Raw genomic sequence first — 25670 nt, 5'->3', positions numbered from 1 at the left:
TTAAACAGAGTGTTCTGTCAGTTGTTTTTCCGCGTCTTCCTCAGCACGCAGAGCGCGACCGGCGAAGAACATGTAAGCCAGGGCAATCAAAATCATCGCGGCCATAAACACGATCCCTACGGAGGCAAAGCCTTGCATCATCGGCGGTGCCAGGATGGACCAGTCAGCCATCCCCATCCACGCACTCATCCCCGTCAGTTTTACCGCCCACACACAGCCAAAGATTTCGATCATCCCCATCACCAGGCAAATCTTGATGGCAGCACGCCAGCCACCGAAGTGGTTGGCAAAGACGCCAATAGTGGCATTAGAGAAGAACATCGGGATGAAGCCAGGAATGATGAGAATGGAGGAACCGCAGGCAATCAGGATGCCGACCGCAATCAACTGGCCGATTGTCCCCCACATAAAGCCCCAGACCACCGCGTTCGGTGCGAAGCTATAAATCGCCGCGCAGTCAATCGCCAGCACAGCCCCCGGAATCAAGCGCTGAGAAATACCGTTGAAAGCTTCGGAAAGCTCAGCGACAAACATACGTACGCCCTGGACGATAATGAAAATCGCTACCGCAAACTGAAAGCCGGTTTGCAGGATATAAACCGTCCAGTGGGTTTTCCCCGCCATCGCCTGAACAGTATTGAGGCCAAAGGAAAGCAGAATCGCGCCGAAGAAAACCGTCATGACAATAGCGGTAGAGACAATGTTGTCATGGAAGATATTCAGCCAGCCCGGCAGTTTCAGATCTTCAACGCTCTCCTCTTTTTTCCCAAGATAAGGGGCGATTTTGTAAGCAATCCAGGAGGCGAACTGCTGTTGATGACCGATAGAAAAGCCACAGTTATCCGTCACTTCCTGCGTGGGTTTGTACATCATATTGGAGGTAATGCCCCAATAGAGTGAAACCAGCACGGCAGCACAGATAATGGTGGTCCACATGGAGTAACCGAGAATAAAGAAGAACACTGCAATCAGACCAGCCTGCTGGAACATGATGTGACCGGTTAGCATGATGGTGCGAATCCCGGTAATACGTCGCAGCAGTACGTAGCTAATATTAAGGGCCAATGCCAGCAATACGGCGTAACCCACCCAACTGTATGCATCGCCCATACGTTCGATGGTCGCCATCATTGACGCATAAGTGTCAGAAATCGCGCCGTTGATGCCGTACACTTCCGACATTTTGGCGACCACCGGTTTAAACGTACTGGTCAGAATCCCCGACCCCGCCTGCAGCAGCATAAAGCCGATGATCGTTTTGATCGTGCCTTTAACAATAACGCTGACACTTTTTCTCAACAGGATATAGCCAATACAGGTCACGATCCCCAGCAGTAACGGGGCATTGGTCATCACCTGATTAAAAAAGACAGTGAAGACGTTGTAGAGAATCTCCATAACTTGCTCCAGTAAGAAAGTGGCTGCATCTGCGCAATGCAGCACAAGGTGAAAACACTCTATCAATCATAAATAATCACAAAAAGATTGTTTTTGATTAATTGTGATGCATCACGCAATTTATTTCCCCATTCTCACTGTGCGTACATATCCAGTACCAGAACCTTTAAAATAGTTTATTTAATTCAATTAATTAATATAAATCACATAAAAATCAGCATGAAAAAACCGCCGTAAAAGCACAATTTTGTTGCGAGATAACACCTCCAACACTGTTGCCATCATGATGAAACTGTGAAAACATAAATCACAAGTTATCACATTATGATTTATTTTGATTTAAAGGTAAGGAGCGACACGATGAGTAAGATTGAAACCATTACCCGGGAATCATGGATTCTGAACACGTTTCCTGAATGGGGAAGCTGGCTTAATGAGGAAATTGAGCAGGAACATGTCGCTCCCGGCACCTTTGCTATGTGGTGGCTGGGGTGTACCGGTATCTGGCTGAAATCAGAAGGGCATACCAATGTGTGTGTCGATTTCTGGTGCGGTACGGGCAAGCAGAGTCATGGTAACCCGTTGATGAAAAAAGGCCATCAGATGCAGCGCATGGCCGGTGTCGAAAAATTGCAGCCGAACCTGCGCACAACGCCGTTTGTGTTGGACCCGTTCGCTATCCGTCAGGTCGATGCCATCCTCGCCACCCACGATCACAACGATCATATTGATGTCAACGTCGCTGCTGCCGTCATGAAGAACTGTGCCGATGATGTCCCCTTCATCGGCCCACAAACCTGTGTCGATTTATGGATTGGCTGGGGCGTACCGAAATCGCGCTGTATCGTCGTCAAACCGGGTGATATTGTTCGCGTGAAAGATATTGAAATTCATGCGCTTGATGCATTCGACCGCACCGCATTAATTACCCTCCCGGCAGAGCAAAAAGCAGCGGGCATACTGCCTGACGGCATGGATCAGCGAGCAGTGAACTATCTCTTTAAAACACCCGGCGGTACGCTGTACCACAGCGGCGACTCGCACTATTCCAACTACTATGCGAAGCATGGCAACGAGCATCAGATCGATGTGGCATTGGGCTCTTACGGCGAAAACCCGCGCGGCATTACCGACAAAATGACCAGCGCCGACATACTGCGTATGGCTGAAGCGCTGAATGCAAAAGTCGTGATCCCTTTCCACCACGATATCTGGTCAAATTTTCAGGCCGATCCACAAGAGATTCGTATTCTGTGGAATATGAAAAAAGATCGCTTACAGTATGGCTTTAAGCCTTATATCTGGCAGGTGGGCGGGAAATTTACCTGGCCTGTGGATAAAGACAATTTTGAATATCACTACCCCCGTGGTTTTGATGACTGCTTCTCTATCGAGCCCGACTTACCGTTTAAGTCTTTCCTCTAAAAACCGGAGCGGGTACCTGTGTGTACCCGCTTTTTATCATCAGTATCGTGCACTTATCTTTAGTAATTTCAGGCTATTTCAAATATCATCTTTTCACATCATTAATCATCGGAATAGCTCATGACGGAAGCGCAACGACATCAAATACTGCTGGATCAACTGGCGCAGACGGGCTTTATTACAGTTGAAGAAGTGATCGCCAGCCTGGGTGTTTCTCCTGCAACCGCACGCCGCGATATCAATAAACTGGATGAGAGTGGCAAACTTAAGAAAGTGCGTAACGGTGCCGAGGCCATCAGCCAGCAACGTCCACGCTGGTCGCCGATGAATATCCATGAAGCACTCCACCATGACGAAAAAGTGCGTATCGCCAGGGCTGCATCGCAACTGGTTAGCGCCGGTGAAAGCGTGGTGATCAACTGTGGATCAACCGCCTTCCTGTTGGGGCGCGAAATCTGCGGTAAACCGGTACAAATCATCACTAACTATCTACCGCTCGCCAATTACCTTATCGAACAAGAACACGAAAGCGTGGTCATTATGGGCGGGCAGTACAATAAGACGCAGTCCATTACTCTGAGCCCGCAAAGCAGTGAAAATAGCCTCTATGCTGGTCACTGGATGTTTACCAGTGGCAAAGGGCTGACGGCAGAAGGTCTCTATAAAACCGACATGCTGACGGCCATGGCCGAACAGAAAATGCTGAACATGGTGGGAAAACTGGTCGTTCTGGTGGATAGCAGCAAAGTCGGTGAGCGTGCGGGTATGTTGTTCAGCAACGCCGATCAAATTGATTTGGTGATTACCGGCAAACAGGCCAACCCCGAAACCCTCAAAAAACTTGAGGATCAGGGGGTTAAAGTGATGCGCGTGTAGGTAGATGTGTCATTACAGATGTTCAGTGAAGAAGCGGACGGTGGCCGTCAGGGCGGTAGGTGTTATGCGATGTTTTACGCCGGCTTCCCACAGGCAGGTTAGCTGCCCGTCCAGGTGAGCAGACGTCAGTGCCTGTTGCAGGCGTAATGTTTCCGTTGCGGGTACCACATCATCCTCCTCTCCATGCCAGAGAAAAAGCGGACGGCTGGCAAGCTGTGCTAATTGCCCGCTGACATCCCATTTTGCTAACGGCGCGACAATCTCACCGAAGGCCGCCTGCTGTTCCGGCGTGGTCACCTCCAGCGGCGGAAAAAGTGTACTCGCCAGGGTGGAAAAATAGCCGGACCCCATCAGGCAGGCAACGCTCCTGACCTCCGGGAACTGCGTCATAATACCGAGCGCCGTCATGCCACCCATGGATGCACCTCCCACACCGAGCCGGTGATTGTCAATCAAGCCCTGCTGATACAGCGCCGCTTTCAGTGCCGCAAACTCCGCAAAATTTCCCTGCAAGATTTGCCAGAAACGCTGTAGCCGCCGACTTTCATCGCCGTCAAACCGGGCGCCATGTTCCGGAGCATCAGGCATGACGACCCGGAACCCGGCCTGAGCCAGCGCCACGGCAAAATAGCTATATACCAGTTTGGACGAGGTAAATCCGTGGTAAAAAACAATACAGGGTAATGGCTGTTCCCCCATGCCCGCAGGAAACGCGTGCAAGGTTTCAATCCCGGCAAAATGCCGTACGTCGAGTTCAATCATTGGCCTCTCCTTGATCTATAGTGCTGGTATGCCATCACATCTGCGAAGCTGCAAGTCTGCGTTTGCCTATTCAGTGTTACCCTTTAGATAAAGATGCTGCGCCGATCGCATTTTCATTCGAAACTTATGTTGGCAATAGCAAAATTGGGAACATTCCCCTCTTGCGTATTTATTATGGAACTACACTATGGCTATCAGGAGACATGAAAACATGACGCGCTGGTTTCTCGCACTTGTTGTGGCGCTGTTTTTGAGTGGATGTAGTGTGCTGGAAGGTAAACCACAGCCCGCTCCGCCCGTCAGCGATCATCCGCAGGAGATAAGTCATAATCAGACGCAAAACCTGCAGGAAATGGGAGCATTTAGCGTATCCGTGCTGGGTTCGCCTATGGACGTTGAAGATGAAATAAAAGCCAGAGCGACCGCTGAAAAAGCAGATTACTACGTCATCATAATGATGGATGACACGGTAATTCCAGGTCGCTGGTACGCACGGGCGATGTTGTATCGTCATTAAGCGTCTGGGTTTAAGGAAGATTTACACTGCTTTGCGTCCTTTTATGTTTGCCTGTGCACAATGGAATGTATGGAATTTTCGCGCGAAGGAGTGCCCTGGAAAAAGTCGGGGTAACGTGGAATGGAGCTGATATGAAACGATCTCTTGCCTTAAACTCACTGTTGCTTTCTACAGGTTTAGCCAGCATAACAGCGCAGCCAGCAGAGTTCGCGAGCGCTGACTGCGTCACCGGGCTCAATGAAATTGGCCTGATTTCTGTCAACAATGTTTCCGGAAGTCCACAAGATGTGGAGCGAGTCATCGCGTTAAAAGCCGACGAACAAGGCGCATCCTGGTATCGCATTATTCAGATGCAGGAAGAACAACGGGCAGATAACTGGCGAGTTCAGGCCATACTTTATGCCTGACAGGTCCCCCTCCGAAAAGCCACTTTTAAAAAGTGGCTTTTTTGTTTATGTCATTTTTAACAATGATTTACCATAGAGATACAATTTTGCAATATTTTGTTACACTGACACATTAAATGTTATCGAATTATTGCCGTTGAAGGTGCTGACACTCTTTTCAGCGGATATTTTATGAGCACCTTTTTTAGTCGCATTGGACTCGGCACTAAACTTTCTCTTTTGACGGGTACAAGCGTAGCCGTGCTTTTCCTGGTTTTTACCTTTCTGTTAAGCAATAAAGCCAGTCAACAACTGGAAACGCTGGCGGTGGAAGATCTCCATAATCAGTCCACGGGCGTCCAGGATATGGTAGAAATGTTTAACAGTAGCCTGAGCGAAGAGGTTGAAAGCTATACCCGCCTGTTCAATAGTTTTTTGCCTCAGCCTGTTACCCTGGATCAGTCGCAGCGCCGTGACATTAACGGTATCAGCGTTCCCTTGCTGAAAGGGGGCGACAGCGATCTTCATGAAAACAACACCCTTGTTGATGACTTTCTTACCCGCACAGGGGCTATCGCCACACTGTTTGTGCGCAGCGGCGATGACTTTGTGCGCGTTGCCACCTCATTACGTAAAGAGAATGGCGATCGTGCAATAGGCACAAAACTGGACAAAGCCAGCCCGGCTTTTGCACCGGCATTGAAAGGCGAAACGTACCGTGGGCTGGCCTTATTATTCGGTAAGCGCTACATCACGCAATACCAGCCGGTAAAAGACAGTAGCGGCAACACAATAGCCATTTTATTTGTCGGCGTGGACATCACCCACTCATGGGAGATCATGCGTAGTAAGATCCTCGGGCGCCAGCTTGGTGATAGCGGTCATTTCTACGTACTGGATCGTAATAATGGCAAGAACTACGGTAACTATCTGTTCCACCCCAGCGAGGAGGGTAAACGTCCACAGTGGGATGAACGCGATCTGAATACCGTTTTGCAAGAGACTGCCGGTACGCTGGAACAGCAGCGCCCCGATGGTCATCGACAAATGCTCTCCTGGATAACCGTGCCCGGCTGGAACTGGACGGTGGTGGGCGAAGTCGATAAAGCGGTATTACTTAATGATGTCAATACGTTACGCAACCAGTTCCTGATTGCCGGGCTGGCGCTCTCTCTGCTGTTTGCCGCACTGTTTGTGGTGATTGTTCGCCGCTGGTTGACCCGCCCCCTGCGTGATGCCATTGGCCTGGCCAGCCGTTACGCGTCGGGCGACCTGCGGGACAGTCTGGATATCAAACGTCAGGACGAAGTGGGGCAACTCATTGAGGCCATCAACGGGATCGGCAATGGTTTGCATACCATTGTTTTACAAGTCCGTGAATCTGCCGGCGATATTCACCACGGTACCAATGCGCTTGCCGCCGACAGCAGTGAAATCAGCGAGCAAATTAACAAGCAGGCCAGCAGCGTCGAGGAGACATCAGCCAGCATGGAGCAACTTGCCGCGACGCTCCAGCAGAATGCCGCCAGTATGGAAGAGATGCAGTCGCTGGTGAATGAAACCGCCGTGGAAGTACAAAAGGGTGGGATCACCGTCGAAGAAGCGGTGGCGACCATGGACGCGATTCGTACTGCCTCCCAGCGGATTGCCGACATCACTCATGTGATTGAATCAATAGCCTTTCAGACCAATATCCTGGCGCTTAACGCCGCGGTTGAAGCCGCTCGCGCCGGGGAACATGGTAAAGGATTTGCCGTCGTAGCCCAGGAAGTACGGGCGCTGGCAGCGCGCAGCGCCAATGCGGTAAAAGAGATCGATGAGCTGACCAGCGATACACTCAAAAAAGTCCGTGAGGGCCATACCTTATCCAACGATACCCGACAGGCGATGGAGTCTATTACTGCGCATATGAACCACATTAACCAGTTGGTTAATGAGATTAACAACGCCTCTCATGAGCAGTCGGCTGGCATTAATCAGGTCAATATCGCCATGGCGCATATTGGCGAAGCCACGCATATTAACGCAGAACGGGTTACGCGCAGTGAGCAAACCGCTGGCACACTGCGCGAAAAAGGAGCGCATTTGACGGAGGTGGTCCGCCTGTTTAGCCTGAAAACGGACTAACCGACACCGCCCGTGGCACGCAGCAGCAGGTCATTTTGTACCTGCTCCGTCAGAACCGACGCGCCGCGTATATCCAGCATCATCCGGCACCAAGCTTGCGCTATCGACGGGGAAGCGAACTGCAACATTTGTGCCCCCGTCGCTAACAGATACAGCTGTTGGGTAATTTCCCGCCCTTGCGCTTCCAGAGGCTTGCGCAACTGTTGCTGTAACTGGCGCCATGCGCGATCAAAATGCCTGTCCTGGCCTTTGACTGCGCCAAACACATCGTGCAACAACTCATTGATCCCCTGCTGTTTGGCCAGTACGCGTAACACATCAAGGCACATAATATTGCCCGAGCCCTCCCAGATACTGTTTACCGGCATTTCCCGGTATAGCCGGGGAAGTTCGCTCTCTTCGCAATAGCCAATACCGCCCAGGACCTCCATGGCTTCGGCAACAAATGGCATACCCGCTTTGCAGACCGCAAATTTCGCAACGGGAGTAAACAACCGTGCCCAAAGCGTCTCTTCCGGCGTAGCGCGACCATCCCACGCTCGGGCAAGGCGAAATAAAAACGCGGTTTGCCCTTCCAGTTGCAGCGCCATCCGACTAAGGACTTCCCGCATCATGGGCTGGTCGACGAGGTTTTTCCCGAATGCCTGCCGTTGATGGGCATGATACAGCGCCACGGAAAATGCCCGGCGCATCAGACCGTGGCTCCCCAGCGCACAGTCAAAGCGGGTCAGGCCGCCCATTTTGAGGATTTGACGCACGCCATCACCCTCTTCCCCGACCAGCCAGCCGCTGGCCTCGCAGAACTCGGCTTCGCTGCTGGCATTTGAGCGGTTGCCCAGCTTGTCTTTCAGGCGTTCGAGTCGCACTCCATTGCGCTGACCGTCGGGTAAAAAACGCGGTACGAAAAAGCAGGAGAGTCCGCCTTCTGCCTGCGCCAGCACCAGATGCGCATCGCTCTGCGGTACTGAGAAAAACCATTTGTGCCCCACCAGCCGATAGCTGTCGCCGCTGCGTTGCGCTCGCGTGGTATTACTGAGCACATCCGAACCGCCCTGTTTTTCCGTCATCCCCATACCCATCAGCAGGCCACGCTTTTGGTTGCCTGGCGCGAGATGGGGGTCATAACGGTCGCTTAGCAGTGGTTTTAGCCAGTCTTTAAAAGGGGCAGGAAGCGAATGCTGCAATAGTGGCGTGGCGGCAAAGGTCATCGTGACAGGGCATAACGAACCGGCTTCCACCTGCGCATGGAGCATAAACCGGGCGGCGCGGGCAACAAACGAGCCGCTACGCGCATCCTCTTCCCACGCCAGGTTGTGAACGCGGTTGGCGCACAGGCCTTGCATCAGCAAGTGCCAGGCGGGGTGAAACCGCACATCATCAAGTCGTGCCCCCGTCGGGTCGTAACGCAGCAGTTCCGGCGGATTAGCATTAGCCAGCCTGCCGAGCTCCAGCGATTCCGCTGTACCCAATTGCTGACCAATACTGGCCAGTAAATCCGTATCCCAGGCCGCCCCTTCACGGATAACAGCGTCATACAGGGCTCGATCAGAAAGGAAAAGATTACTGTTATTCAGGGGGATGGGTTGATTGAAAACGGTATGCGTTTGCCAGTGCATCTGTTTGCCCTCCATCAATGGCATCGGCAGTAAGTATGGGCAGATGGGGGGCGTTCCGCCCGCGATAGCGGTCACAAAACGGCGCGTATGGGCACTTTCTGTTTGCGTTACCCACACTTAGCGGCGAGGCTTAATGTTATGAAACCAGGAACGGTGACGCCCATGACGACAACGTATGCACAAAAAAGAGCGCTGATTGCAGGCTCTATCGGCAATTTTATCGAATGGTACGAGTTTGCCGTCTATGGCTTTCTTGCCACGGTGATTGCGAAGAACTTTTTTACCCTCACAGGTGAATCGGCTATCACCAGTCTGATCCTGACCTATGCCGCATTTGCTGTGGCCTTCTTCTTCCGGCCATTGGGAGCGGTGGTATTTGGCCGCATGGGTGACCGGATAGGCCGTAAGCCGACGCTGATTATTGTCCTCGTATTGATGACGCTGGCGACCGCGGCGATTGGCCTGGTGCCAGTTTATGCCAGCATTGGCGTTGCCGCGCCGCTGCTCATTACATTGTTACGGATCTTGCAGGGACTGTTTGCCGGTGGGGAATACGGCGGGGCTGTCTCGCTGATGACCGAATTTGCGCCAAAAGGTAAGCGCGGGCTGTACGGTGCGTGGCAATCATTGACCGTCGCCCTCGGGCTTCTGGCGGGAGCCGGGGTCGTCGCGTTGTTGTCAGCATTACTGAGTACGGAAGCGCTGCACGACTGGGGCTGGCGCATCCCCTTTTTCATCGCCATTCCACTGGGAGGCGTTGCGCTCTGGCTTCGCGTTAACATGGAAGAGACCCCCAGTTTCGTACGCCAGCAAACGCAGTCGACTCCACCTCAGGCGGCCAGTTTCGCCAGTACGTTAAAAGCCATTATTACCGGCATTGGCCGCCTGATGGTCTGGTCAGCGGCAGGCTATACCTATCTGGTCATTATGCCAACCTACCTTCAGTCGGCGTTGCACACGGGTTTTAATCAGGCGCTATTGATTGCGGTGATTTCAAACGCCGGATTCGCCCTGACGATTATCCCGTCCGGCATGCTGAGCGATCGGATTGGGCGACGCGCGGTGATGGTCACCGCCGCAGTAATGCTACTAATTCTGGCGTTGCCACTGCTGAAAATTTTACAGGCGGAATCCAGCAGCTTATTGGTGAAAGCATGCGTCGTATTTATCGCGGGTGGACTGGTAGGTATGCTGGCAGGGCCCGGGCCTGCGATGCTGGCGGAAATGTTCCCAACACGGGTGCGTTATACCGGGCTGGGGCTGGCGTATTCGCTGTCGAATGCGATTTTTTCAGGCTGTGCGGGACTGATTATTACCGGGCTGATTAAGCAAACGGGGAATCTCGATATTCCGGCATATTACGTGATGGCAACGGCGGTGGTCAGTGTAATTGCGCTGATGACGCTCAGGAAGGATGACCATCAGCGCACGTTAGACGACCAGACCACACCGGAGAGCCGATGAGCTATCCGGCAATATAGTGCGGAATAAAACGCGAGGTGTCTTTGGTGATAAGCGAAATATCCTCGCGGATCCCCATGCCTACGGCTTCATCATCGACCACCCAGCTCCCAATCAGCGTATAGCTGTCGCCAAAACGCGGGAGTGGCTGGAAAGCCTGATAAATCATCGGCTCGTCCGCATAATCTCCATCTTCATGGACAATCACATTCTTATGTCTGTCAAAAATCGTCACGTTCCCCCCCTCACGGGAAAACAGTGGCTTACGCACGCAACCTGCGAAACCCGGCGCAATCACCGGTGTTTCACCGTCAAACCAGGCGGGCAGCAGGTTAGGATGATCCGGAAAAAAACGCCACAACAATGGCAAAAGACCCTTATTACTCAGAATGCTTTTCCACAACGGCTCAATCCATTGTTCATGACGCTTACGTAGCATAGGGCCGTTTTCGTCACGCATCATCCACTCAAGCGGGTATAGTTTAAATGCCTGGCGAATAACGTTATCGTCGAGGTCTGTCAGTACGCCGCCAACACCTAATCCCAGATCTTCAATATAAATAAAGCGTGTATCTAATCCTGCCTGACGAGCACAATCTTCAAGGTAAAACACCGTACCGCGATCTTCTTCCGTGCCTTTGCAGCAACAAAAATAGAGAGGCTCTTCGCGCCGCAATGCATTAAAACGAGCGATCAATTTGTCCTGAATAGCGTTAAACTGATCGGCATCACGCGGGATAACACCGCTACGTCGAGACTCTTCCATCCAGATCCACTGAAAATAAGCCGACTCGTACAGCGAGGTTGGCGTATCCGCGTTATATTCCAGCAGCTTGACGGGATCTTTACCACACCAGACAAAATCCATCCGGCCATACAACGAGGGATCGTTGTTACGCCAGCTTTCAGCAATAGCATCCCAGTACAACGACGGAATAGCCAGTTGTTCCAGTAATGCATCATCTTTTATCGCCCGATCCACAACCTCCAGACACATCTGGTGTAGCTCGGCCGTTGGCTTTTCGATCTGATCTTCAATTTGCCGTAGGGTAAAACGATAAGCACGGCTTTCGTCCCAGTAAATTTCATCATCAATGATATGAAAATCGAAACCGTGGTCGTGGGCGATCTTATCCAGTTCCGGACGAACAGGTACATCATGTCGCAACATGGTTATCCTCCCCAACTTCCACGTAGACCTGAAGAGCGCCCATAGCCACCGCGTGCAACAGTGGTCGCTTTTCGGACTGTTATGCCATAGCGGTTGTCAGCGGATTTTTTACTGTCAGAACGCCAGGCATAATCGCCTGATGCGGTATTCCAGACTGCACGCGAGCTATAGCCGCCTCCCCCACCGACACTGCTGGTGTTGGTGCTGGTGTTAGTATCCTTGTCATCACGGTTTTCACGTACCACCTGGCTTAGCAGAAAGCCTGCCAGTACGGGTGTCCAACTCTGCCCCACGTTGTTGTAATAACACTGCCCATATTGTCGGGAGCAATCCTCCTGCGACATATTTTTTGGCAGTTCATTTTCAAACGTTGTTTTGGCACTGTTCCAGGCATCGGTGCATAACTGAGCGCTGTTACCTTTTTTAATGCAGTCTTGCGGCGAGGAATAAAATACGCCGTCACCCTCGTTGTCTGCGTTACCATCCTCACAACCTTTGAGCACGAAGAAGGCGGCACCACCCATAATCGCCAGCGTCAGGTAGCTGGCACTTTTTCGTTCTCTCGTCTGTGAGTCGATCGTTTCGCCATTACCATAATTTTTAAACCGAACCTGTGCTGGCGAATTATCGTTACTCTTTGATTTTATTTTTCTGCCCATGATCATTCATTACCATGTCATGCAGGCAGCGTTGAAAATACCACCTGCCAGCGCTGCGCCACCCATAAAAAAACCTACTGCGACGTTATTATCGACAATATAATCACTAAACCTTGGCATATATAACCGCACACCAGCATATATTAAGAGCTGGACAATCAGTGCAATAACACCCCAAATTAAATAATCTGGAATACTGACTGAATTAATCGCTGCGCTAGATAAAGGGACCACATAGCCGAGTAGCGAACCGGATAATGAGAGCGAAGCTGCAATATTATTATTTTTAATCAAACCCCATTCATCATGTTGGGTTATGCGCGAGTATATAAACAAAAAACAGATTGCCATTGCTGTACCGATAAAGAAATACGAGCAAAAAGCCAACAAAGCATCAACGGTATGCATTCTTTTTCCTTAGCAAACTAATCTACGCAATAAAAACGCGTTGAATTTCTCAGGTTGTCGAGTTAACTTAACCGGAAAAATATATGTTTCAATCATTATTTGGCAGGATACCAGCAGTATATTTAATTGCAATTCACCGTAATTCCTCATTACGAGGATAAAAAAATCACGGTTATTTTTTAGAACGATATTTAAAGTTGAGTATTTTAATAATACGTTGTAAAACGACATCTTTGACCATGACATATTTTAACATCCTGTCTGAATTGAACCATGTCATAACAGTATTAAAATAACACGCAAAGATAACATTAACAGCCATCTGATTTAAAAAACCACCCATTCGGGTGGTTTTTCCAACACCATTTAGCTGCGCTGACGTACCGCTTCGAACAGACAAATACCAGTGGCGACCGACACGTTCAGCGACGACACGCTACCCGCCATCGGAATGCTGATCAGTTCATCGCAGTGCTCACGGGTCAGACGACGCATGCCTTCGCCTTCGGCGCCCATCACCAGCGCCATTGGGCCGGTCATTTTGCTCTGGAACAGGGTATGATCTGCTTCACCGGCGGTGCCGACAATCCAGATGTTCTCTTCCTGTAGCAGACGCATGGTGCGCGCCAGGTTGGTCACACGGATCAGCGGGACGTTCTCCGCCGCACCGCAGGCCACTTTTTTAGCGGTCGCATTCAGTTGAGCCGATTTATCTTTCGGCACGATCACCGCATGGACACCAGCAGCATCGGCGCTACGCAGGCAGGCGCCGAGGTTATGGGGATCGGTGACGCCATCGAGGATCAGGAAGAAGGGCTGTTCGAGGCTGGCGATCAGGTCCGGCAGATCGTTTTCCTGATACTGGCGACCCGGCTTCACACGGGCAATAATGCCCTGATGCACCGCGCCTTCGCTTTTTTCATCCAGATATTGACGGTTAGCGACCTGAATCACGACACCCTGCGCTTCCAGCGCGTGGATCAGGGGCAGCAGACGTTTGTCTTCGCGCCCCTTAAGAATAAACACTTCCTGAAAACGCTCTGGCGCGCGTTCCAGCAGGGCCTGCACCGCATGGATGCCGTAAATCATTTCACTCATTAAGGGTACTCATTTGAGGCGATATCGCCGGGTTGAAAAGGTTCAGATAATCACATCGCCCATTATAACCGACAGACGCCCCAGATCGAATCAACTAAGATGGCGTTTCGCCTCCTGGCGCACGCGATGAAGGACGTGTTGCTTGATTTCGCCGTACTGCGGGTGCTCCGCCAGCGTTTCGATGTCGCGTTCGCGACTAAAGGGCAGGATAATCTCTTCGACGATCTTTCCCGGTTTCGCCGACATCACCAGGATGCGATCGGCCAGAAACAGCGCCTCTTCCACATCGTGGGTCACAAACAGCAGCGTGGTCTGCGTCGTCAGCCAGGCCTCGCGCAGCAGCTCCTGCATCATCAGGCGGGTTTGTGCATCCAGCGCGCCGAAGGGTTCATCCAGCAGCAGCACTTCCGGCCCCGGCAGCCAGGCACGGGCCAGCGCCACACGCTGTTTCATGCCACCGGAAAGTTGCCAGGGCGCATGCTGTTCAAAACCTTTCAGACCAACGCGATTGAGCCAATCCAGCGCCCGCGCGTTGACCTCTTCTTTTTGATAGCGGCCCAGGCGCGGGCCAAAGGTGACGTTCTCCAGTACCGACAACCACGGGAACAGATTCGGTTGCTGGAAGATCATGCCGCGCTCCGGACCCGGCTGCTGCACGAGTTTGCCGCTCGCCAGTACGCGTCCGCTGTCCGGTTTGGTAAACCCGGCGACCAGATTAAGGATGGTGGATTTGCCGCAGCCCGATGGCCCCAGCAGCACCACAAATTCCCCTTTGTCGAGGGTGAGATTGATCTCCTCCAGCACCGTAAACGGCTGCGGTTTGGCGGCAAAGGAGAGGGAGACGTTTTCAAGCGCAATGGCACTCATTATTCTTTCCCCGCCCACGGGACAAACAGGCGTTGCAGTCCCAACAGGATCAAATCCAGTAAATAACCCGTCCCGCCCAGCAGCAGAATGCCGAGCATGACGATATCAGTACGTAAGTAAGAGCTGGCGTTAATCACCATCCAGCCGAGGCCGGAGCTGGCAGCCACCATTTCGGCGGCAATCAGCGACGTCCAGCCAATGCCGATGGAGAGCCTGACGGTGGTAAAGAGATCCGGTAGCGCGTCAGGGAGCACTACGCGCAGGAAAATCTGCCCTTTGTTCGCCCCCAGCGTCTGGGCGACGCGAATCCGTGCCCGCCCGATGCGCTCTACCGCCGCCGACGCCCCCACCACGACGCTCAGGAAGGTGGCGATAAAAATCAGGAAAAATTTCGAGGCCTCACCAATCCCCAGCCAGACCACCGCCAGCGGGATCAGTGCGATTTTTGGCAGCGGACGCAGAAACTGCACAAACGGGTTAAGCACCGCGGACAAACCCGGCGAAAGCCCCATCAACAGCCCGAGCGGGATGCCCAGCACAATGGCGACGGCAAAAGCGCTCAGGGCGCGGGCCAGGCTCACCGCTACGTGCTGCCAGAGCGGCACCTGGCGGTAGCCGTCTGCCAGCAGTTCTTCTGCCGTGAGGCCAATATCGGTGAGCGAAGGCAACAGCAGCGGGTCCACCCATTGCCGGGTGGCCGCCAACTGCCAGAGTGCAAAAAAGATCGCCACCGACAGCACGCTGATGGCGATATGCTGACTTACTCTCATTTTGCCGCCGCGTCGCGGATGTAATGGGAATTAATCGCGGCATCCCAGTTTTGCGGGATATCCTGCTTACGAATTTCACCAATGCCAGCAAGGAAACTGGACGTTTTGGTCAGCGCTTTGCCAATGCCGCTGTGGGTGGTGTCGGTGCCATTACCCAGCCAGGCCGCGGTGCCCTGCTCAGCAAGCGTTGGGTATTCCAGCCCGCCCAGGGTATTGGCGGCGGTGGTGATCGGAGCACCGACTTCTTTCGCCACAATGGCGGCTGCGCTTTCCGGGTCTTTCTTAAATTCATCGACTTTCTGCTGGTGCACGCGCAGGAAGGCGGTTACCGCTTCCGGGTACTGCTCGGCAAAGGCCTTACGTACCACGTAGTTGTTGTAAATCAGGTAGCCATCTTTTTGCAGGTCTTTGGTGGCGAAAACCTGATGACCGCCGGAAGATTCCAGCTCCTGAGCAAACGGTGCCCAGACGTAACCTGCATCAATGTCGCCGCGTTTCCACGCTGCCACCATCTCTGCCGGGCGTAAAGGCAGCAAAGTAATTTTGCTGCGATCGAGTTTATTGACGCTGATTGCCGCTTCCAGCGCATAGGCTGCGGTGGAGTTAGGCGGGTAAGCCACGCGTTTGCCTTCAATATCTTTAATATTGTTGATGCCCTCTTTACCAATTAAACGTTCATAACTGGCAATCACACCGGAGACACCAATAATCTCTACAGGCAATTTACGGACAATACCTGCCGTTGCCGGACTGGAGCCGAAATTGGCAATATCAATCGCATTGCTGGCGAAATAATTAAGCGCATCCGCACCGGAGGCGAATTGCACCCATTTCACCGGGCTGTGTAATGCCTTATCTAAAGAGCCATCGGCTTTTGCCAGCATTAATACCTGCGAGCCGCCGCTATAGGCGACGCGAACTTCAGAAGGCGTAGCGGCCATACTGATATTGGCCCACAGGCTGCCTGCTGCGAGTAATACGCCGATCGTTTTTTTCATTTCTTTTTCCTTGAGGTCAATGCATATCATTTCTCCTGCAAAACAGGAGAAAATAGTCAATTAAAGCGCTTTATTTATGCCAGTTGCGTAAGACGATGGTCCTGCCAGAGGCGGGAACATCGTTCAGCCAGCGATTGTGCGGGGTCATGAGTGAGCGACAGGAACGGCGCATCGACAGCACGCAGCGCCACCGGGACTTCCGTGCAGGCCAGCACCAGTTGCTGCGCGCCGCGCGCCATCAGCGCCTGCGCCTGCAATGCGAGCAGTTCTCCCCCCTCAGCCAGTTTGCCGCGCTTCACGGCATAGCAGCCGGGCACAAACCACTCCGCCAGTTCGTCTTCGGTGGGCGTAATGGATTCAATCCCCTGAGCCGCAAGACGTTGCTGATACCAGCCGGCATCCAGCGTCCCTTTGGTGGCAATAATGCCGACACGTTCAGGTTTTTTAGCCGACGTTAACAGTGCGTCCAGGGTAGCATCCACGATGTGCAGAATGGGCGCATCGCTGGCGGCGCTCAGTTGCGAGTACCAGTGGTGCGCGGTGTTGCAGGGGATAGCGATATGGCTCGCCCCTGCCTGATTCAATTTTTCAATACCTTCAAGAAGCTGAGGTAACGGCGACGGGCCAACCCCGGCCAGCGCCTTTTGCCGGTCAGCAATTTGCGGCACATTCCACACTACCGACGGCAAATGGTGTTGATCGCTCTGCGCCGGCGTGGCGTCGAGCAATTTGTGCTGAAAGTCGAGCGTGGCGAGCGGCCCCATGCCGCCCAGCACGCCGAGTAAAAAGGGTTTAGCCATGGCGGGCATGCGCCTCCAGCACCTGGCGATAGCCAAACAGGCCAACCGAGCCACCGGTATGGATAAACACCACGTTCTCATCCTTATGGAAATGCCCTTTCCGAATCAGGTCGATAAGCCCGGCAGCCCCCTTCCCGGAATAGACCGGGTCGAGCAGAATGCCTTCGTGGCGGGCAAACAGGGTCAGGGCTTCCAGCATACTCTCGGTCGGCAGTCCGTAGCCGTCCCCCACGTAATCGCTGTTCGCCACCACCGCCTCGCGCGGCAACTCACCAGGCACCCCCAGCAACGCCAGCGTGCGTGAAGCCAGATTCCAGACATTCTCTTCCTGCTTCGCCTTCGGCGCGCGAACGCTAATCCCCAGAACCGGCACCTGGCTATTGGTGGCAGTAAACCCGGCAACCAGCCCGGCTTGTGTACCCGTGCTGCCTGTGGCGTGCACAACGTGATCGATACGCAAGCGTAACTGAGAAGACTGGTAAAGAAGCTCTTCGGCGCAGGCGACGTAGCCCAGTGCGCCAATGGGGTTTGAACCACCACCGGGAATGATGTAGGGATTATGCCCTTGCTCACGCAGCGTCGCGGCATACTCTTCCATTGCCTGTTGCATATCCGTGCCGCCCGGCAGATGGGCAACGATTTCGCCGCCCAGCAAATCATCCAGCAGAATGTTGCCGGAACGTTGATAGTCTTCGCCAAAGTCAGTGACGCGTTTTTCCAGCAGCACTTTGGCAGCAAGACCAAGTTTTGCCGCCCCGGCGATGGTCTGGCGTACGTGGTTCGATTGCGTTGCCCCCTGGGTAATCACGATATCGGCGTTTTTCGCCAGCGCATCGGCCAGCAGGAATTCCAGCTTACGGGTCTTATTTCCGCCACTGGCAAGCCCTGTTGCATCATCGCGTTTGATCCATATTTTCGGACCACCCAATAAGGCAGAAAGATTATTCAGAGGCTCCAGAGGGGTGGGAAAATGACCGAGTGAAAGTCGGGGAAAGCGCGCCAGATGCATAACGACTCCTTGCTAAATAAGCGAATAACGGATGGGAGTCACTATACACATCTGATTCTGAGCGCTAATCACCAATAATAAATATCGATTTTCACAATTTAGCTAAGTCAGAGAAATAACCTTCCGGATGGCGATTTCTATTACCCGAGAGAATATATTACGTTAAAAAAGAATAACCCCTCTGCATTGAGAGGGGTTATTAGACGGTATTTCAGGACGGCTTATTCAGCTACTTTCTTTTTAGCGGCGCGTTTCGCTTTGGTCGCTGCGGCGATTTTTTGCGTCTTCGCGGACGGCTTTTTGGCGCTTTTTTCTTTCTTCGGTTTCGCTGAGCCTTTGGCTTTCCGAAATGCGCTGTCGGGTTCGAAATTGACTTTCTTACCGGTCTGACGACGTTTACCCGACGGTTTCGCACCGTTGCCTTTGTTCGCCTTTTCGCGTGCGGTTTTACCGACATTGCGCGGACCACGTTCACTGGAGATCAGCGAGAAGTCGATTTTGCGCTCGTCCATATTGACCGCTTCCACACGAACCTGCACTTTGTCGCCCAGACGGTAGGTCTGGCCGCCCGATTCACCAATCAAACGCTGACCAACCTGATCGAAGCGATAGTAGTCGTTATCCAGCGTGGAGACGTGCACCAGGCCATCAATAAACAGGTCATCCAGACGGACAAAGAAACCAAAACCGGTAACACTGGCGATGACGCCGGAAAAGGTGTTACCCACCTGGTCCTGCATAAAGTCGCATTTCAGCCAGTCAGAGACTTCGCGGGTTGCTTCATCCGCGCGACGTTCGGTCATTGAACAGTGCTGGCCCAGCTGCAGCATCTCTTCCATAGAGTAATGCCAGCCGCCGGTTTCGGTGCTGTTGCCGGTATGGCCTTCATCTTTCGCCAGCAGATATTTGATGGCTCGGTGCAGCGACAGGTCAGGATAACGGCGGATCGGCGAGGTAAAGTGCGCGTAGGATTGCAGCGCCAGGCCGAAGTGACCGCGATTTTCCGGATCGTAGACCGCCTGCTTCATGGATCGCAGCAGCATAGTTTGAAGCATCTCATGATCGGGACGATCGGCGATGGACTCCAGCAGTTCAGCATAATCGCGCGGCTCGGGTTTGTTACCGCCCGGTAGCTCCAGGCCCAACTCCGCCAGGACGGTACGGAAAGAAGTGATCGCTTCAGTCGTTGGCTTGTCGTGGATACGGAACAGCGCGGGCTCATCCTCTTTCTCAACGAAACGCGCTGCTGAGATATTCGCGAGGATCATGCACTCTTCAATCAATTTATGGGCATCATTACGCTGAGTTTGCTCAATGCGCTCAATACGACGCTCGGCGTTGAAGATAAACTTCGCCTCTTCGCTCTCAAAAGAGATACCGCCACGTTCGGCACGGGAGGCATCAAGAACTTTATAGAGGTTGTGCAGCTCTTCGATGTGCTTAACCAGCGGCGCATACTGCTCGCGCAGATCCTGATCGCCCTGCAGTATATGCCAGACCTTGTTATAGGTCAGACGGGCATGGGAGCTCATTACCGCTTCGTAGAAGGTGTAGCTTGTCAGACGACCCCTTGCCGAGATGGTCATTTCACAAACCATACACAGACGGTCAACCTGCGGGTTAAGTGAGCAGAGACCATTGGAGAGCACTTCCGGCAGCATCGGTACGACCTGAGAAGGGAAATAGACCGATGTACCGCGACTACGCGCCTCGTCGTCGAGCGGTGTGCCAGGACGGACGTAATAGCTGACATCGGCAATAGCAACCCACAGGCGCCAGCCGCCGCCGCGTTTTTTCTCACAATAAACGGCGTCGTCGAAGTCGCGGGCATCTTCACCATCGATGGTGACCAGTGGCAAGGAACGCAGGTCTATGCGGCCCACTTTGGCCTCTTCCGGCACCTGCTCTTTCAGCCCTGAAACCTGTTTTTCAACCGCAGGCGGCCAGACATACGGGATTTCATGAGTTCGCAGCGCCATATCAACAGCCATGCCGGTACCCATGTTATCGCCTAGCACTTCAACGATTTTACCGATGGCTTTAGTGCGACGGGTCGGGCGTTGGGTGAGTTCAACCACCACCACAAACCCCATGCGTGCGCCCATGATCTCTTCTGGCGGGATCAGGATGTCGAAGCTCAGACGGCTGTCATCTGGCACCACAAAGCCGACGCCCGCATCGGTAAAGTAGCGGCCGACAATCTGGCTGGTTTTTGGCACCAGAATACGCACAACGCGCGCTTCACGACGGCCTTTACGGTCAGCACCCAGCGGCTGAGCCAGAATCTGATCGCCGTGGATACACATTTTCATCTGTTCGCTGGAGAGGTACAGATCGTCTTTGCGGCCCTCTACGCGCAGGAAGCCATAGCCATCGCGGTGGCCGATAACCGTTCCTTTGAGCAAATCAAGGCGTTCTGGCAGGGCGTAACACTGACGGCGGGTAAAGACCAGTTGCCCGTCACGCTCCATGGCGCGCAGGCGACGGCGCAGTGCTTCGTTTTGCTCTTCGCCTTCGATATTGAGTTCAATCGCCAGCTCTTCACGGCTGGCCGGTTTTTCGCGTTTTGTTAAATGTTCGAGGATAAATTCGCGGCTGGGGATGGGGTTTGTGTATTTTTCAGCTTCGCGTTCCAGGAAAGGATCGTGTGACATAGCGGTTCCTCCGTTGTCATCTCTGGTGGCGATGTTTTCAGTCCACCAGCAATAATTTGTAAAGCGGTTGATTCTCTTCAACCAAATCGGCCAGCGTGTAGTTATCCAGCTCCTTGAGAAAACTTTGCACAGCCTTAGAAAGCGCCCGCTTAAGGCGGCAGGCGGAAGTGATATGGCAAAACTCACTGCTGCAGTTAACCAGCGCCAGGGGTTCCAGGTCACGCACGACATCGCCAATGCAGATATCTTTCGCTGCCCGACCAAGACGAATCCCGCCATTTTTTCCTCTGACGGCAGCAACGTAACCTTCACGACTAAGTTGATTGATTATTTTGACCATATGATTACGGGACACGCCATAAATTTCAGTGACCTCGGTAATGCTGGTCATCTTTCCTTCCGGCAAAGAAGCCATGTAAATCAGCGCGCGTAATCCGTAATCCGTAAAACTTGTTAACTGCACATCTACCTCAGTAAAAGGAAGAAAGGTGAGATACCTACAGGTATTGACTCTATTGATGATAAACCAGCCAACAGGAATGCCGCTAATTTATTTGAACTGAAGGGGAAAAAAGCAGGAAGAGTGGGGCCTGCCAGGCAAGCCCCGGGATCATTACGCGTCGAATGGGTCGCGCAGGATCATAGTTTCTGTGCGGTCCGGACCGGTAGAGATAATATCGATCGGTACACCCGTCAGTTCTTCAATGCGTTTGATGTAATTCAACGCCGCTTGCGGTAACCCGCTACGCTCTTTCACGCCAAAGGTCGATTCAGACCAGCCCGGCATGGTTTCATAAATCGGCTCAATACCTTCCCAGTTGTCTGCTGCCAGCGGAGTCGTCGTCACTTCGCGGCCATCCGGCATACGGTAAGCAACACAGATCTTCACTTCTTTCAGACCGTCCAGAACATCCAGCTTGGTCAGGCAGAAGCCAGACAGGGAGTTGATCTGTACGGCACGACGCACGGCAACAGAGTCCAGCCAGCCGGTACGACGACGGCGACCCGTGGTTGCACCGTACTCGTTACCCTGTTTGCACAGGAACTCGCCGATATCATCGAACAGTTCCGTCGGGAACGGACCCGCACCCACGCGTGTGGAGTAAGCTTTGATGATACCCAGTACGTAATCAACGTAACGCGGGCCAAGGCCAGAGCCGGTTGCCACGCCGCCTGCGGTGGTGTTAGACGAGGTTACATACGGATAAGTACCGTGGTCGATATCGAGCAGCGTACCCTGCGCGCCTTCGAACATGACGAAGTCGCCACGCTTACGCGCCTGATCCAACAGATCGGAAACATCAACCACCATGGCAGTGAGGATGTCGGCAATCGCCATGACATCGTCCAGCACTTTCTGGTAGTCAACCGCTTCAACTTTATAGAAATTCACCAGCTGGAAGTTGTGATATTCCATCACTTCTTTCAGTTTGTCAGCAAAGGTCGCTTTGTCGAACAGATCACCCACACGCAGACCGCGGCGAGCAACTTTGTCTTCATAAGCAGGTCCGATACCACGACCGGTGGTGCCGATAGCTTTTGCACCGCGCGCTTTCTCACGTGCCACATCGAGCGCGACGTGATAATCAAGGATCAGCGGGCATGCTTCGGAGAGCAGCAGACGTTCACGAACCGGGATACCACGGTCTTCCAGTTCTTTCATCTCTTTCATCAGCGCAGCCGGAGACAGCACAACACCGTTACCGATGATGCTGGTCACATTTTCACGAAGAATGCCTGATGGAATAAGATGGAGGACGGTTTTTTCACCGTTGATTACGAGAGTATGGCCTGCGTTGTGACCGCCCTGGTAGCGAACAACATATTTAGCCCGTTCAGTCAGAAGATCAACAATCTTCCCTTTACCTTCGTCACCCCATTGGGTGCCCAGTACGACGACGTTGTTACCCATTTTTTCAAAATCACCGTTTGCTTAAAAATGGATTCTACCATCGCTTTTTCAGATATACAGCACTTTTTGTACCCAAAATGAGGCAAATCCGACCGTTTTTTGATCAGCCAATCGTTTTCCTCAACATGTAGTAGATAACGATACCGGCGACCACAAGACCCCCTCCGAAGCGACGCAGCAGGTTATCTGGCAATGTGCTCATCGTGGCAATCATTCGCCGCCAGGCTCGGGGATACAGCATCGGACCGAGACCTTCAAATACCAGCACGAGCGCCAGTGCCAGCCAGATTGTTGCGTTCATTTTTTATCCTTATAAAAAGAAAACCACCGTCCTGATGAGGCCGGTGGTTTTGACGTCTAAAACGATGAGGTCAGTTTAACGTGTCGCGGAAGTCGGTGTCTTCATGTAGCGGAAGAAATCGCTATCCGGGCTGAGCACCATAACATCCTGGTTGCTCTGGAAACTGCTTTCGTAAGCACGCAGGCTACGAATAAAGGCGTAGAAGTCTGGATCCTGGCTAAAGGCGTCAGCAAACAGTTTTGCTGCTTCGGCATCGCCTTCACCACGCAGGATACGGCCCTGACGCTCAGATTCCGCCAGTGTCTTCGTGACTTCATAATCAGCCGCTGCGCGCAGTTTTTCAGCCTCTTCCTGACCCTGAGAACGGTGGCGACGGGCAACCGCTTCACGCTCAGCACGCATACGGTTGAAGATCGCTTCTGAAACTTCGGTTGGCAGGTTGATCTGCTTGATACGCACGTCAACAACTTCAATACCCAGAGCCGCCATACTGTTCGGGTTGACCACTGGCACTTTGCCGTTGGTTTCAGCCTGAACGCGCTCCGCCGCTTTAGCGATTTCGTTATCCGCCGCTGGCGTGGTCACTTCGTCTACCGTACCCGCAGAGCCGGAGTTCAGCGCGTCACGTACTTCCAGCGTCAGGCGACCACGGGAGTCGGTCACGATGTCTTTGACATCCAGGCGACCAATTTCAGAACGCAGACGGTCCGAGAATTTACGTTTCAGCAGTACTTCTGCCTGAGAGACATCGCCGCCGCCCGTTGCCAGGAAGTAACGGCTGAAATCGCTGATTCGCCACTTAATGTACGAGTCGACAATCAGGTCTTTCTTCTCTTTGGTCACGAAACGATCGGCCTGGTTATCCATCGTCTGAATACGCGCGTCCATCATTTTAACGGACTGAATAAAAGGCACTTTGAAATGTAGGCCAGGCTCATAAATTACCGGCTTTTTATCGCCGTCACGCACGACGCTGCTGAACTGGAATTTGATCCCGCGTTCACCCTCTTTTACGACAAAAATAGAGGTGTAGAGCACTACCAGCGCGATGATGATAATCGCGATAACTGACTTACGCATCGTTATTCCCCCTGACGCTGATAGTCGTTACGCTGCGCGTTAGCGCGGCGTTGGTCCATGATGTCGCCCTGACTGATGGACGATGAATTGCTCGCACCGCTGTTACCGGAAGAGGATGCAGGCGGCAGGCGCAGAAGGTTGTTCGCGCCACTGCTATCGCTCTTTGCCGCAGGTGCATTCCCGCCTTTCAGCATCTGATCAAGCGGCAGAACCATCAGGTTGCCGCCTTTATCGTTGACCAGCACTTTACGGGTATGGCTCAGCACTTTTTCCATGGTCTCAATATAGAGACGCTCACGGGTAATTTCCGGCGCGGCTTTATACTCAGGCAGAATCTTCGCAAAGCGAGCCACTTCACCCTGCGCTTCCAGAATGGTTTGGGTCTTGTACGCACGCGCTTCTTCCAGGATACGCTGCGCCTGACCATTTGCGCGTGGCTGCACCTCGTTGGTGTACGCTTCCGCTTCACGGATGAATTGCTGCTCGTTTTCACGTGCGGCAATCGCATCATCAAACGCGGCTTTGACCTCTTCTGGCGGACGCGCCGCCTGGAAGTTGACGTCCAGCAGCGTGATGCCCATGTTGTACGGTCTGATGGTCTCTTCCAGCTCACGCTGGGTATCGCTACGGATAACGGTACGACCTTCCGTCAGGATGCGGTCCATGCCATATTTACCAATTACGCCACGCAGCGCACTGTCTGTCGCCTGGCGCAGGCTGTCATCCGCGCTGGTCACGCTATAGAGATAACGTTCAGGATCGGTCACGCGGTACTGCACGTTCATTTCGACACGCACGACGTTTTCATCGGACGTTAACATCACTCCGGACGCTGCCAGTTCGCGAACGGACTCAACATTTACCGCCGTCACGTTATCGATAAAGGTCGGTTTCCAGTTCAGACCTGGCTCTACCAGATGGCTGAATTTACCGAAACGGGTTACAACGCCACGTTCCGCTTCTTTGATGGTGTAGAACCCACTGGCAGCCCAGATAATCACGGCGGCAGCCGCAACGATGCTTACGATACGGCCGCCAACATGGCCACGCGGGCCGGAAGGTTGTTGGCCTGCGCCACCTGAACCGGTGCCTTTGCCACCGCCCAGGCCGCCGAGTTTTTTGCTCAGTTTACGGAAGATATCATCCAGATCAGGTGGCCCCTGATCGCGACCGCCTTTGTTTCCATTTCCCTCAGAGTTGCCGCCTGGTTTGCTGCTTCCCCACGGGTCGCGGTCTTGTCCGTTGTTACCGGGCTGATTCCACGCCATGTATGTGCTCCATATTTGTTATGCGGTTTTACCCTTCATGCTTTGGGCTGCCTCTTTGTTGACCGCCTTCATTTGCTCTGGTCACATAGTTCTCTATGCTGCCGGGA

The 25670-nt window shown here is 53.0% G+C and carries 25 protein-coding genes; 6 read left to right on the top strand and 19 right to left on the bottom strand.

Annotation, left to right across the window (positions count from 1 at the left end; translation table 11 throughout):
• The gene (ulaA, locus tag L2097_RS15035) at positions 1–1398 is read right to left on the bottom strand and encodes a PTS ascorbate transporter subunit IIC (protein WP_250353198.1); all 1398 of its coding nucleotides are present in this window, start codon (positions 1396–1398) and stop codon (positions 1–3) included.
• A 360-nt stretch (positions 1399–1758) separates the two neighbouring features.
• On the opposite strand from ulaA, the gene ulaG reads away from it, so the two are divergent.
• Together ulaG and ulaR are read left to right on the top strand one after the other, a co-directional pair.
• Positions 1759–2823 (top strand): L-ascorbate 6-phosphate lactonase, encoded by a 1065-nt coding sequence (gene ulaG, locus L2097_RS15030; protein WP_250353197.1) that lies wholly within the window; start codon positions 1759–1761, stop codon positions 2821–2823.
• A 120-nt stretch (positions 2824–2943) separates the two neighbouring features.
• Positions 2944–3699 (top strand): HTH-type transcriptional regulator UlaR, encoded by a 756-nt coding sequence (gene ulaR / locus L2097_RS15025; RefSeq protein WP_250353196.1) that lies wholly within the window; start codon positions 2944–2946, stop codon positions 3697–3699.
• Positions 3700–3711: 12 nt separating this feature from the next.
• Here the strand turns inward: ulaR and yjfP are convergent, their stop codons facing one another.
• Positions 3712–4461: an esterase gene (yjfP, locus tag L2097_RS15020; RefSeq protein ID WP_250353195.1), complete on the bottom strand. Its 750-nt coding sequence runs from the start codon at positions 4459–4461 to the stop codon at positions 3712–3714.
• Between the two features lie 187 nt (positions 4462–4648).
• Between yjfP and bsmA the strand changes: the two genes are divergently transcribed.
• The 3 genes from bsmA to L2097_RS15005 all read left to right on the top strand — a co-directional run bounded on the left by bsmA (position 4649) and on the right by L2097_RS15005 (position 7491).
• On the top strand, positions 4649–4978 hold the full coding sequence (bsmA, locus tag L2097_RS15015; RefSeq protein ID WP_250353194.1) for a biofilm peroxide resistance protein BsmA: 330 nt from the start codon (positions 4649–4651) through the stop codon (positions 4976–4978).
• Positions 4979–5109: 131 nt separating this feature from the next.
• The gene (gene yjfN / locus L2097_RS15010) at positions 5110–5385 is read left to right on the top strand and encodes a DUF1471 family protease activator YjfN (RefSeq protein ID WP_039077798.1); all 276 of its coding nucleotides are present in this window, start codon (positions 5110–5112) and stop codon (positions 5383–5385) included.
• Between the two features lie 171 nt (positions 5386–5556).
• On the top strand, positions 5557–7491 hold the full coding sequence (locus L2097_RS15005; RefSeq protein ID WP_250353193.1) for a methyl-accepting chemotaxis protein: 1935 nt from the start codon (positions 5557–5559) through the stop codon (positions 7489–7491).
• Here L2097_RS15005 and L2097_RS15000 read toward each other — a convergent pair.
• The gene (locus L2097_RS15000) at positions 7488–9107 is read right to left on the bottom strand and encodes an isovaleryl-CoA dehydrogenase (protein ID WP_250353192.1); all 1620 of its coding nucleotides are present in this window, start codon (positions 9105–9107) and stop codon (positions 7488–7490) included. The genes L2097_RS15005 and L2097_RS15000 overlap by 4 nt on opposite strands.
• A 138-nt stretch (positions 9108–9245) precedes the next feature.
• On the opposite strand from L2097_RS15000, the gene L2097_RS14995 reads away from it, so the two are divergent.
• Positions 9246–10571: an MFS transporter gene (locus L2097_RS14995; protein WP_047372084.1), complete on the top strand. Its 1326-nt coding sequence runs from the start codon at positions 9246–9248 to the stop codon at positions 10569–10571.
• A gap of 1 nt (position 10572) precedes the next feature.
• Here the strand turns inward: L2097_RS14995 and L2097_RS14990 are convergent, their stop codons facing one another.
• The 16 genes from L2097_RS14990 to hflK form a co-directional block, all read right to left on the bottom strand.
• Entirely contained in the window at positions 10573–11739 is a 1167-nt protein-coding gene (locus L2097_RS14990; RefSeq protein WP_250353191.1) for a glutathionylspermidine synthase family protein, read from the bottom strand.
• Positions 11740–11741: 2 nt separating this feature from the next.
• Entirely contained in the window at positions 11742–12398 is a 657-nt protein-coding gene (locus tag L2097_RS14985) for a DUF1190 domain-containing protein (RefSeq protein ID WP_142516806.1), read from the bottom strand.
• 9 nt (positions 12399–12407) lie between these two features.
• On the bottom strand, positions 12408–12806 hold the full coding sequence (locus tag L2097_RS14980; RefSeq protein WP_250353190.1) for a DUF350 domain-containing protein: 399 nt from the start codon (positions 12804–12806) through the stop codon (positions 12408–12410).
• A gap of 9 nt (positions 12807–12815) precedes the next feature.
• Positions 12816–13037, bottom strand: coding sequence for a DUF2170 family protein (locus tag L2097_RS25785; protein ID WP_350029006.1), 222 nt, complete (start codon positions 13035–13037; stop codon positions 12816–12818).
• A gap of 135 nt (positions 13038–13172) precedes the next feature.
• Positions 13173–13904 (bottom strand): 23S rRNA (guanosine(2251)-2'-O)-methyltransferase RlmB, encoded by a 732-nt coding sequence (rlmB, locus tag L2097_RS14975; RefSeq protein WP_047372088.1) that lies wholly within the window; start codon positions 13902–13904, stop codon positions 13173–13175.
• A gap of 90 nt (positions 13905–13994) precedes the next feature.
• On the bottom strand, positions 13995–14771 hold the full coding sequence (locus L2097_RS14970) for an ABC transporter ATP-binding protein (protein WP_250353189.1): 777 nt from the start codon (positions 14769–14771) through the stop codon (positions 13995–13997).
• Entirely contained in the window at positions 14771–15541 is a 771-nt protein-coding gene (locus L2097_RS14965) for an ABC transporter permease (protein ID WP_085005176.1), read from the bottom strand. The genes L2097_RS14970 and L2097_RS14965 overlap by 1 nt, the downstream gene beginning before the upstream one ends.
• Complete coding sequence (locus tag L2097_RS14960) at positions 15538–16539, bottom strand: taurine ABC transporter substrate-binding protein (protein ID WP_250353188.1); 1002 nt, start codon at positions 16537–16539, stop codon at positions 15538–15540. Before L2097_RS14960 ends, L2097_RS14965 begins: the two co-directional genes overlap by 4 nt.
• 74 nt (positions 16540–16613) lie before the next feature.
• A complete protein-coding gene (cuyB, locus tag L2097_RS14955; RefSeq protein ID WP_047373416.1) occupies positions 16614–17339 on the bottom strand; it encodes a cysteate racemase in 726 nt (241 codons plus the stop codon).
• On the bottom strand, positions 17332–18348 hold the full coding sequence (gene cuyA / locus L2097_RS14950; RefSeq protein WP_085005174.1) for a D-cysteate sulfo-lyase: 1017 nt from the start codon (positions 18346–18348) through the stop codon (positions 17332–17334). Before cuyA ends, cuyB begins: the two co-directional genes overlap by 8 nt.
• Before the next feature lie 221 nt (positions 18349–18569).
• Positions 18570–21002: a ribonuclease R gene (rnr, locus tag L2097_RS14945; protein WP_085005173.1), complete on the bottom strand. Its 2433-nt coding sequence runs from the start codon at positions 21000–21002 to the stop codon at positions 18570–18572.
• A gap of 37 nt (positions 21003–21039) precedes the next feature.
• Entirely contained in the window at positions 21040–21465 is a 426-nt protein-coding gene (nsrR, locus tag L2097_RS14940) for a nitric oxide-sensing transcriptional repressor NsrR (RefSeq protein WP_047372093.1), read from the bottom strand.
• Between the two features lie 150 nt (positions 21466–21615).
• A complete protein-coding gene (gene purA / locus L2097_RS14935) occupies positions 21616–22914 on the bottom strand; it encodes an adenylosuccinate synthase (protein ID WP_047372094.1) in 1299 nt (432 codons plus the stop codon).
• 103 nt (positions 22915–23017) lie between these two features.
• Entirely contained in the window at positions 23018–23215 is a 198-nt protein-coding gene (locus tag L2097_RS14930; RefSeq protein WP_039077811.1) for a DUF2065 domain-containing protein, read from the bottom strand.
• 75 nt (positions 23216–23290) lie between these two features.
• A complete protein-coding gene (gene hflC / locus L2097_RS14925) occupies positions 23291–24295 on the bottom strand; it encodes a protease modulator HflC (RefSeq protein WP_039077812.1) in 1005 nt (334 codons plus the stop codon).
• Between the two features lie 2 nt (positions 24296–24297).
• Positions 24298–25563 (bottom strand): FtsH protease activity modulator HflK, encoded by a 1266-nt coding sequence (gene hflK, locus L2097_RS14920; protein ID WP_047372095.1) that lies wholly within the window; start codon positions 25561–25563, stop codon positions 24298–24300.
• Between the last annotated feature and the right edge of the window lie 107 nt (positions 25564–25670).

Origin of the sequence: Citrobacter sp. MNAZ 1397, from assembly GCF_023613995.1 — a bacterium.
GTDB lineage: Bacteria > Pseudomonadota > Gammaproteobacteria > Enterobacterales > Enterobacteriaceae > Phytobacter > Phytobacter ursingii.
The sequence above is the reverse complement of the archived record's forward strand: the minus strand, read 5'-3'. Positions and strand labels throughout refer to the sequence as shown.

What these genes read in the sequence shown, in the direction of transcription:
- cuyB (WP_047373416.1), bottom strand. Translation starts at nt 17,339, where the DNA reads ATGGCTAAACCCTTTTTACTCGGCGTGCTGGGCGGCATGGGGCCGCTC.
- rlmB (WP_047372088.1), bottom strand. Translation starts at nt 13,904, where the DNA reads ATGAGTGAAATGATTTACGGCATCCATGCGGTGCAGGCCCTGCTGGAA.
- L2097_RS14985 (WP_142516806.1), bottom strand. Translation starts at nt 12,398, where the DNA reads ATGGGCAGAAAAATAAAATCAAAGAGTAACGATAATTCGCCAGCACAG.
- L2097_RS25785 (WP_350029006.1), bottom strand. Translation starts at nt 13,037, where the DNA reads ATGTCGTTTTACAACGTATTATTAAAATACTCAACTTTAAATATCGTT.
- L2097_RS14930 (WP_039077811.1), bottom strand. Translation starts at nt 23,215, where the DNA reads ATGAACGCAACAATCTGGCTGGCACTGGCGCTCGTGCTGGTATTTGAA.
- cuyA (WP_085005174.1), bottom strand. Translation starts at nt 18,348, where the DNA reads ATGCATCTGGCGCGCTTTCCCCGACTTTCACTCGGTCATTTTCCCACC.
- L2097_RS14990 (WP_250353191.1), bottom strand. Translation starts at nt 11,739, where the DNA reads ATGTTGCGACATGATGTACCTGTTCGTCCGGAACTGGATAAGATCGCC.
- L2097_RS14960 (WP_250353188.1), bottom strand. Translation starts at nt 16,539, where the DNA reads ATGAAAAAAACGATCGGCGTATTACTCGCAGCAGGCAGCCTGTGGGCC.
- ulaG (WP_250353197.1), top strand. Translation starts at nt 1,759, where the DNA reads ATGAGTAAGATTGAAACCATTACCCGGGAATCATGGATTCTGAACACG.
- yjfN (WP_039077798.1), top strand. Translation starts at nt 5,110, where the DNA reads ATGAAACGATCTCTTGCCTTAAACTCACTGTTGCTTTCTACAGGTTTA.
- purA (WP_047372094.1), bottom strand. Translation starts at nt 22,914, where the DNA reads ATGGGTAACAACGTCGTCGTACTGGGCACCCAATGGGGTGACGAAGGT.
- hflC (WP_039077812.1), bottom strand. Translation starts at nt 24,295, where the DNA reads ATGCGTAAGTCAGTTATCGCGATTATCATCATCGCGCTGGTAGTGCTC.
- rnr (WP_085005173.1), bottom strand. Translation starts at nt 21,002, where the DNA reads ATGTCACACGATCCTTTCCTGGAACGCGAAGCTGAAAAATACACAAAC.
- L2097_RS15000 (WP_250353192.1), bottom strand. Translation starts at nt 9,107, where the DNA reads ATGCACTGGCAAACGCATACCGTTTTCAATCAACCCATCCCCCTGAAT.
- L2097_RS14980 (WP_250353190.1), bottom strand. Translation starts at nt 12,806, where the DNA reads ATGCATACCGTTGATGCTTTGTTGGCTTTTTGCTCGTATTTCTTTATC.
- L2097_RS14965 (WP_085005176.1), bottom strand. Translation starts at nt 15,541, where the DNA reads ATGAGAGTAAGTCAGCATATCGCCATCAGCGTGCTGTCGGTGGCGATC.
- L2097_RS14995 (WP_047372084.1), top strand. Translation starts at nt 9,246, where the DNA reads ATGAAACCAGGAACGGTGACGCCCATGACGACAACGTATGCACAAAAA.
- L2097_RS14970 (WP_250353189.1), bottom strand. Translation starts at nt 14,771, where the DNA reads ATGAGTGCCATTGCGCTTGAAAACGTCTCCCTCTCCTTTGCCGCCAAA.
- ulaR (WP_250353196.1), top strand. Translation starts at nt 2,944, where the DNA reads ATGACGGAAGCGCAACGACATCAAATACTGCTGGATCAACTGGCGCAG.
- yjfP (WP_250353195.1), bottom strand. Translation starts at nt 4,461, where the DNA reads ATGATTGAACTCGACGTACGGCATTTTGCCGGGATTGAAACCTTGCAC.
- hflK (WP_047372095.1), bottom strand. Translation starts at nt 25,563, where the DNA reads ATGGCGTGGAATCAGCCCGGTAACAACGGACAAGACCGCGACCCGTGG.
- bsmA (WP_250353194.1), top strand. Translation starts at nt 4,649, where the DNA reads ATGGCTATCAGGAGACATGAAAACATGACGCGCTGGTTTCTCGCACTT.
- L2097_RS15005 (WP_250353193.1), top strand. Translation starts at nt 5,557, where the DNA reads ATGAGCACCTTTTTTAGTCGCATTGGACTCGGCACTAAACTTTCTCTT.
- ulaA (WP_250353198.1), bottom strand. Translation starts at nt 1,398, where the DNA reads ATGGAGATTCTCTACAACGTCTTCACTGTCTTTTTTAATCAGGTGATG.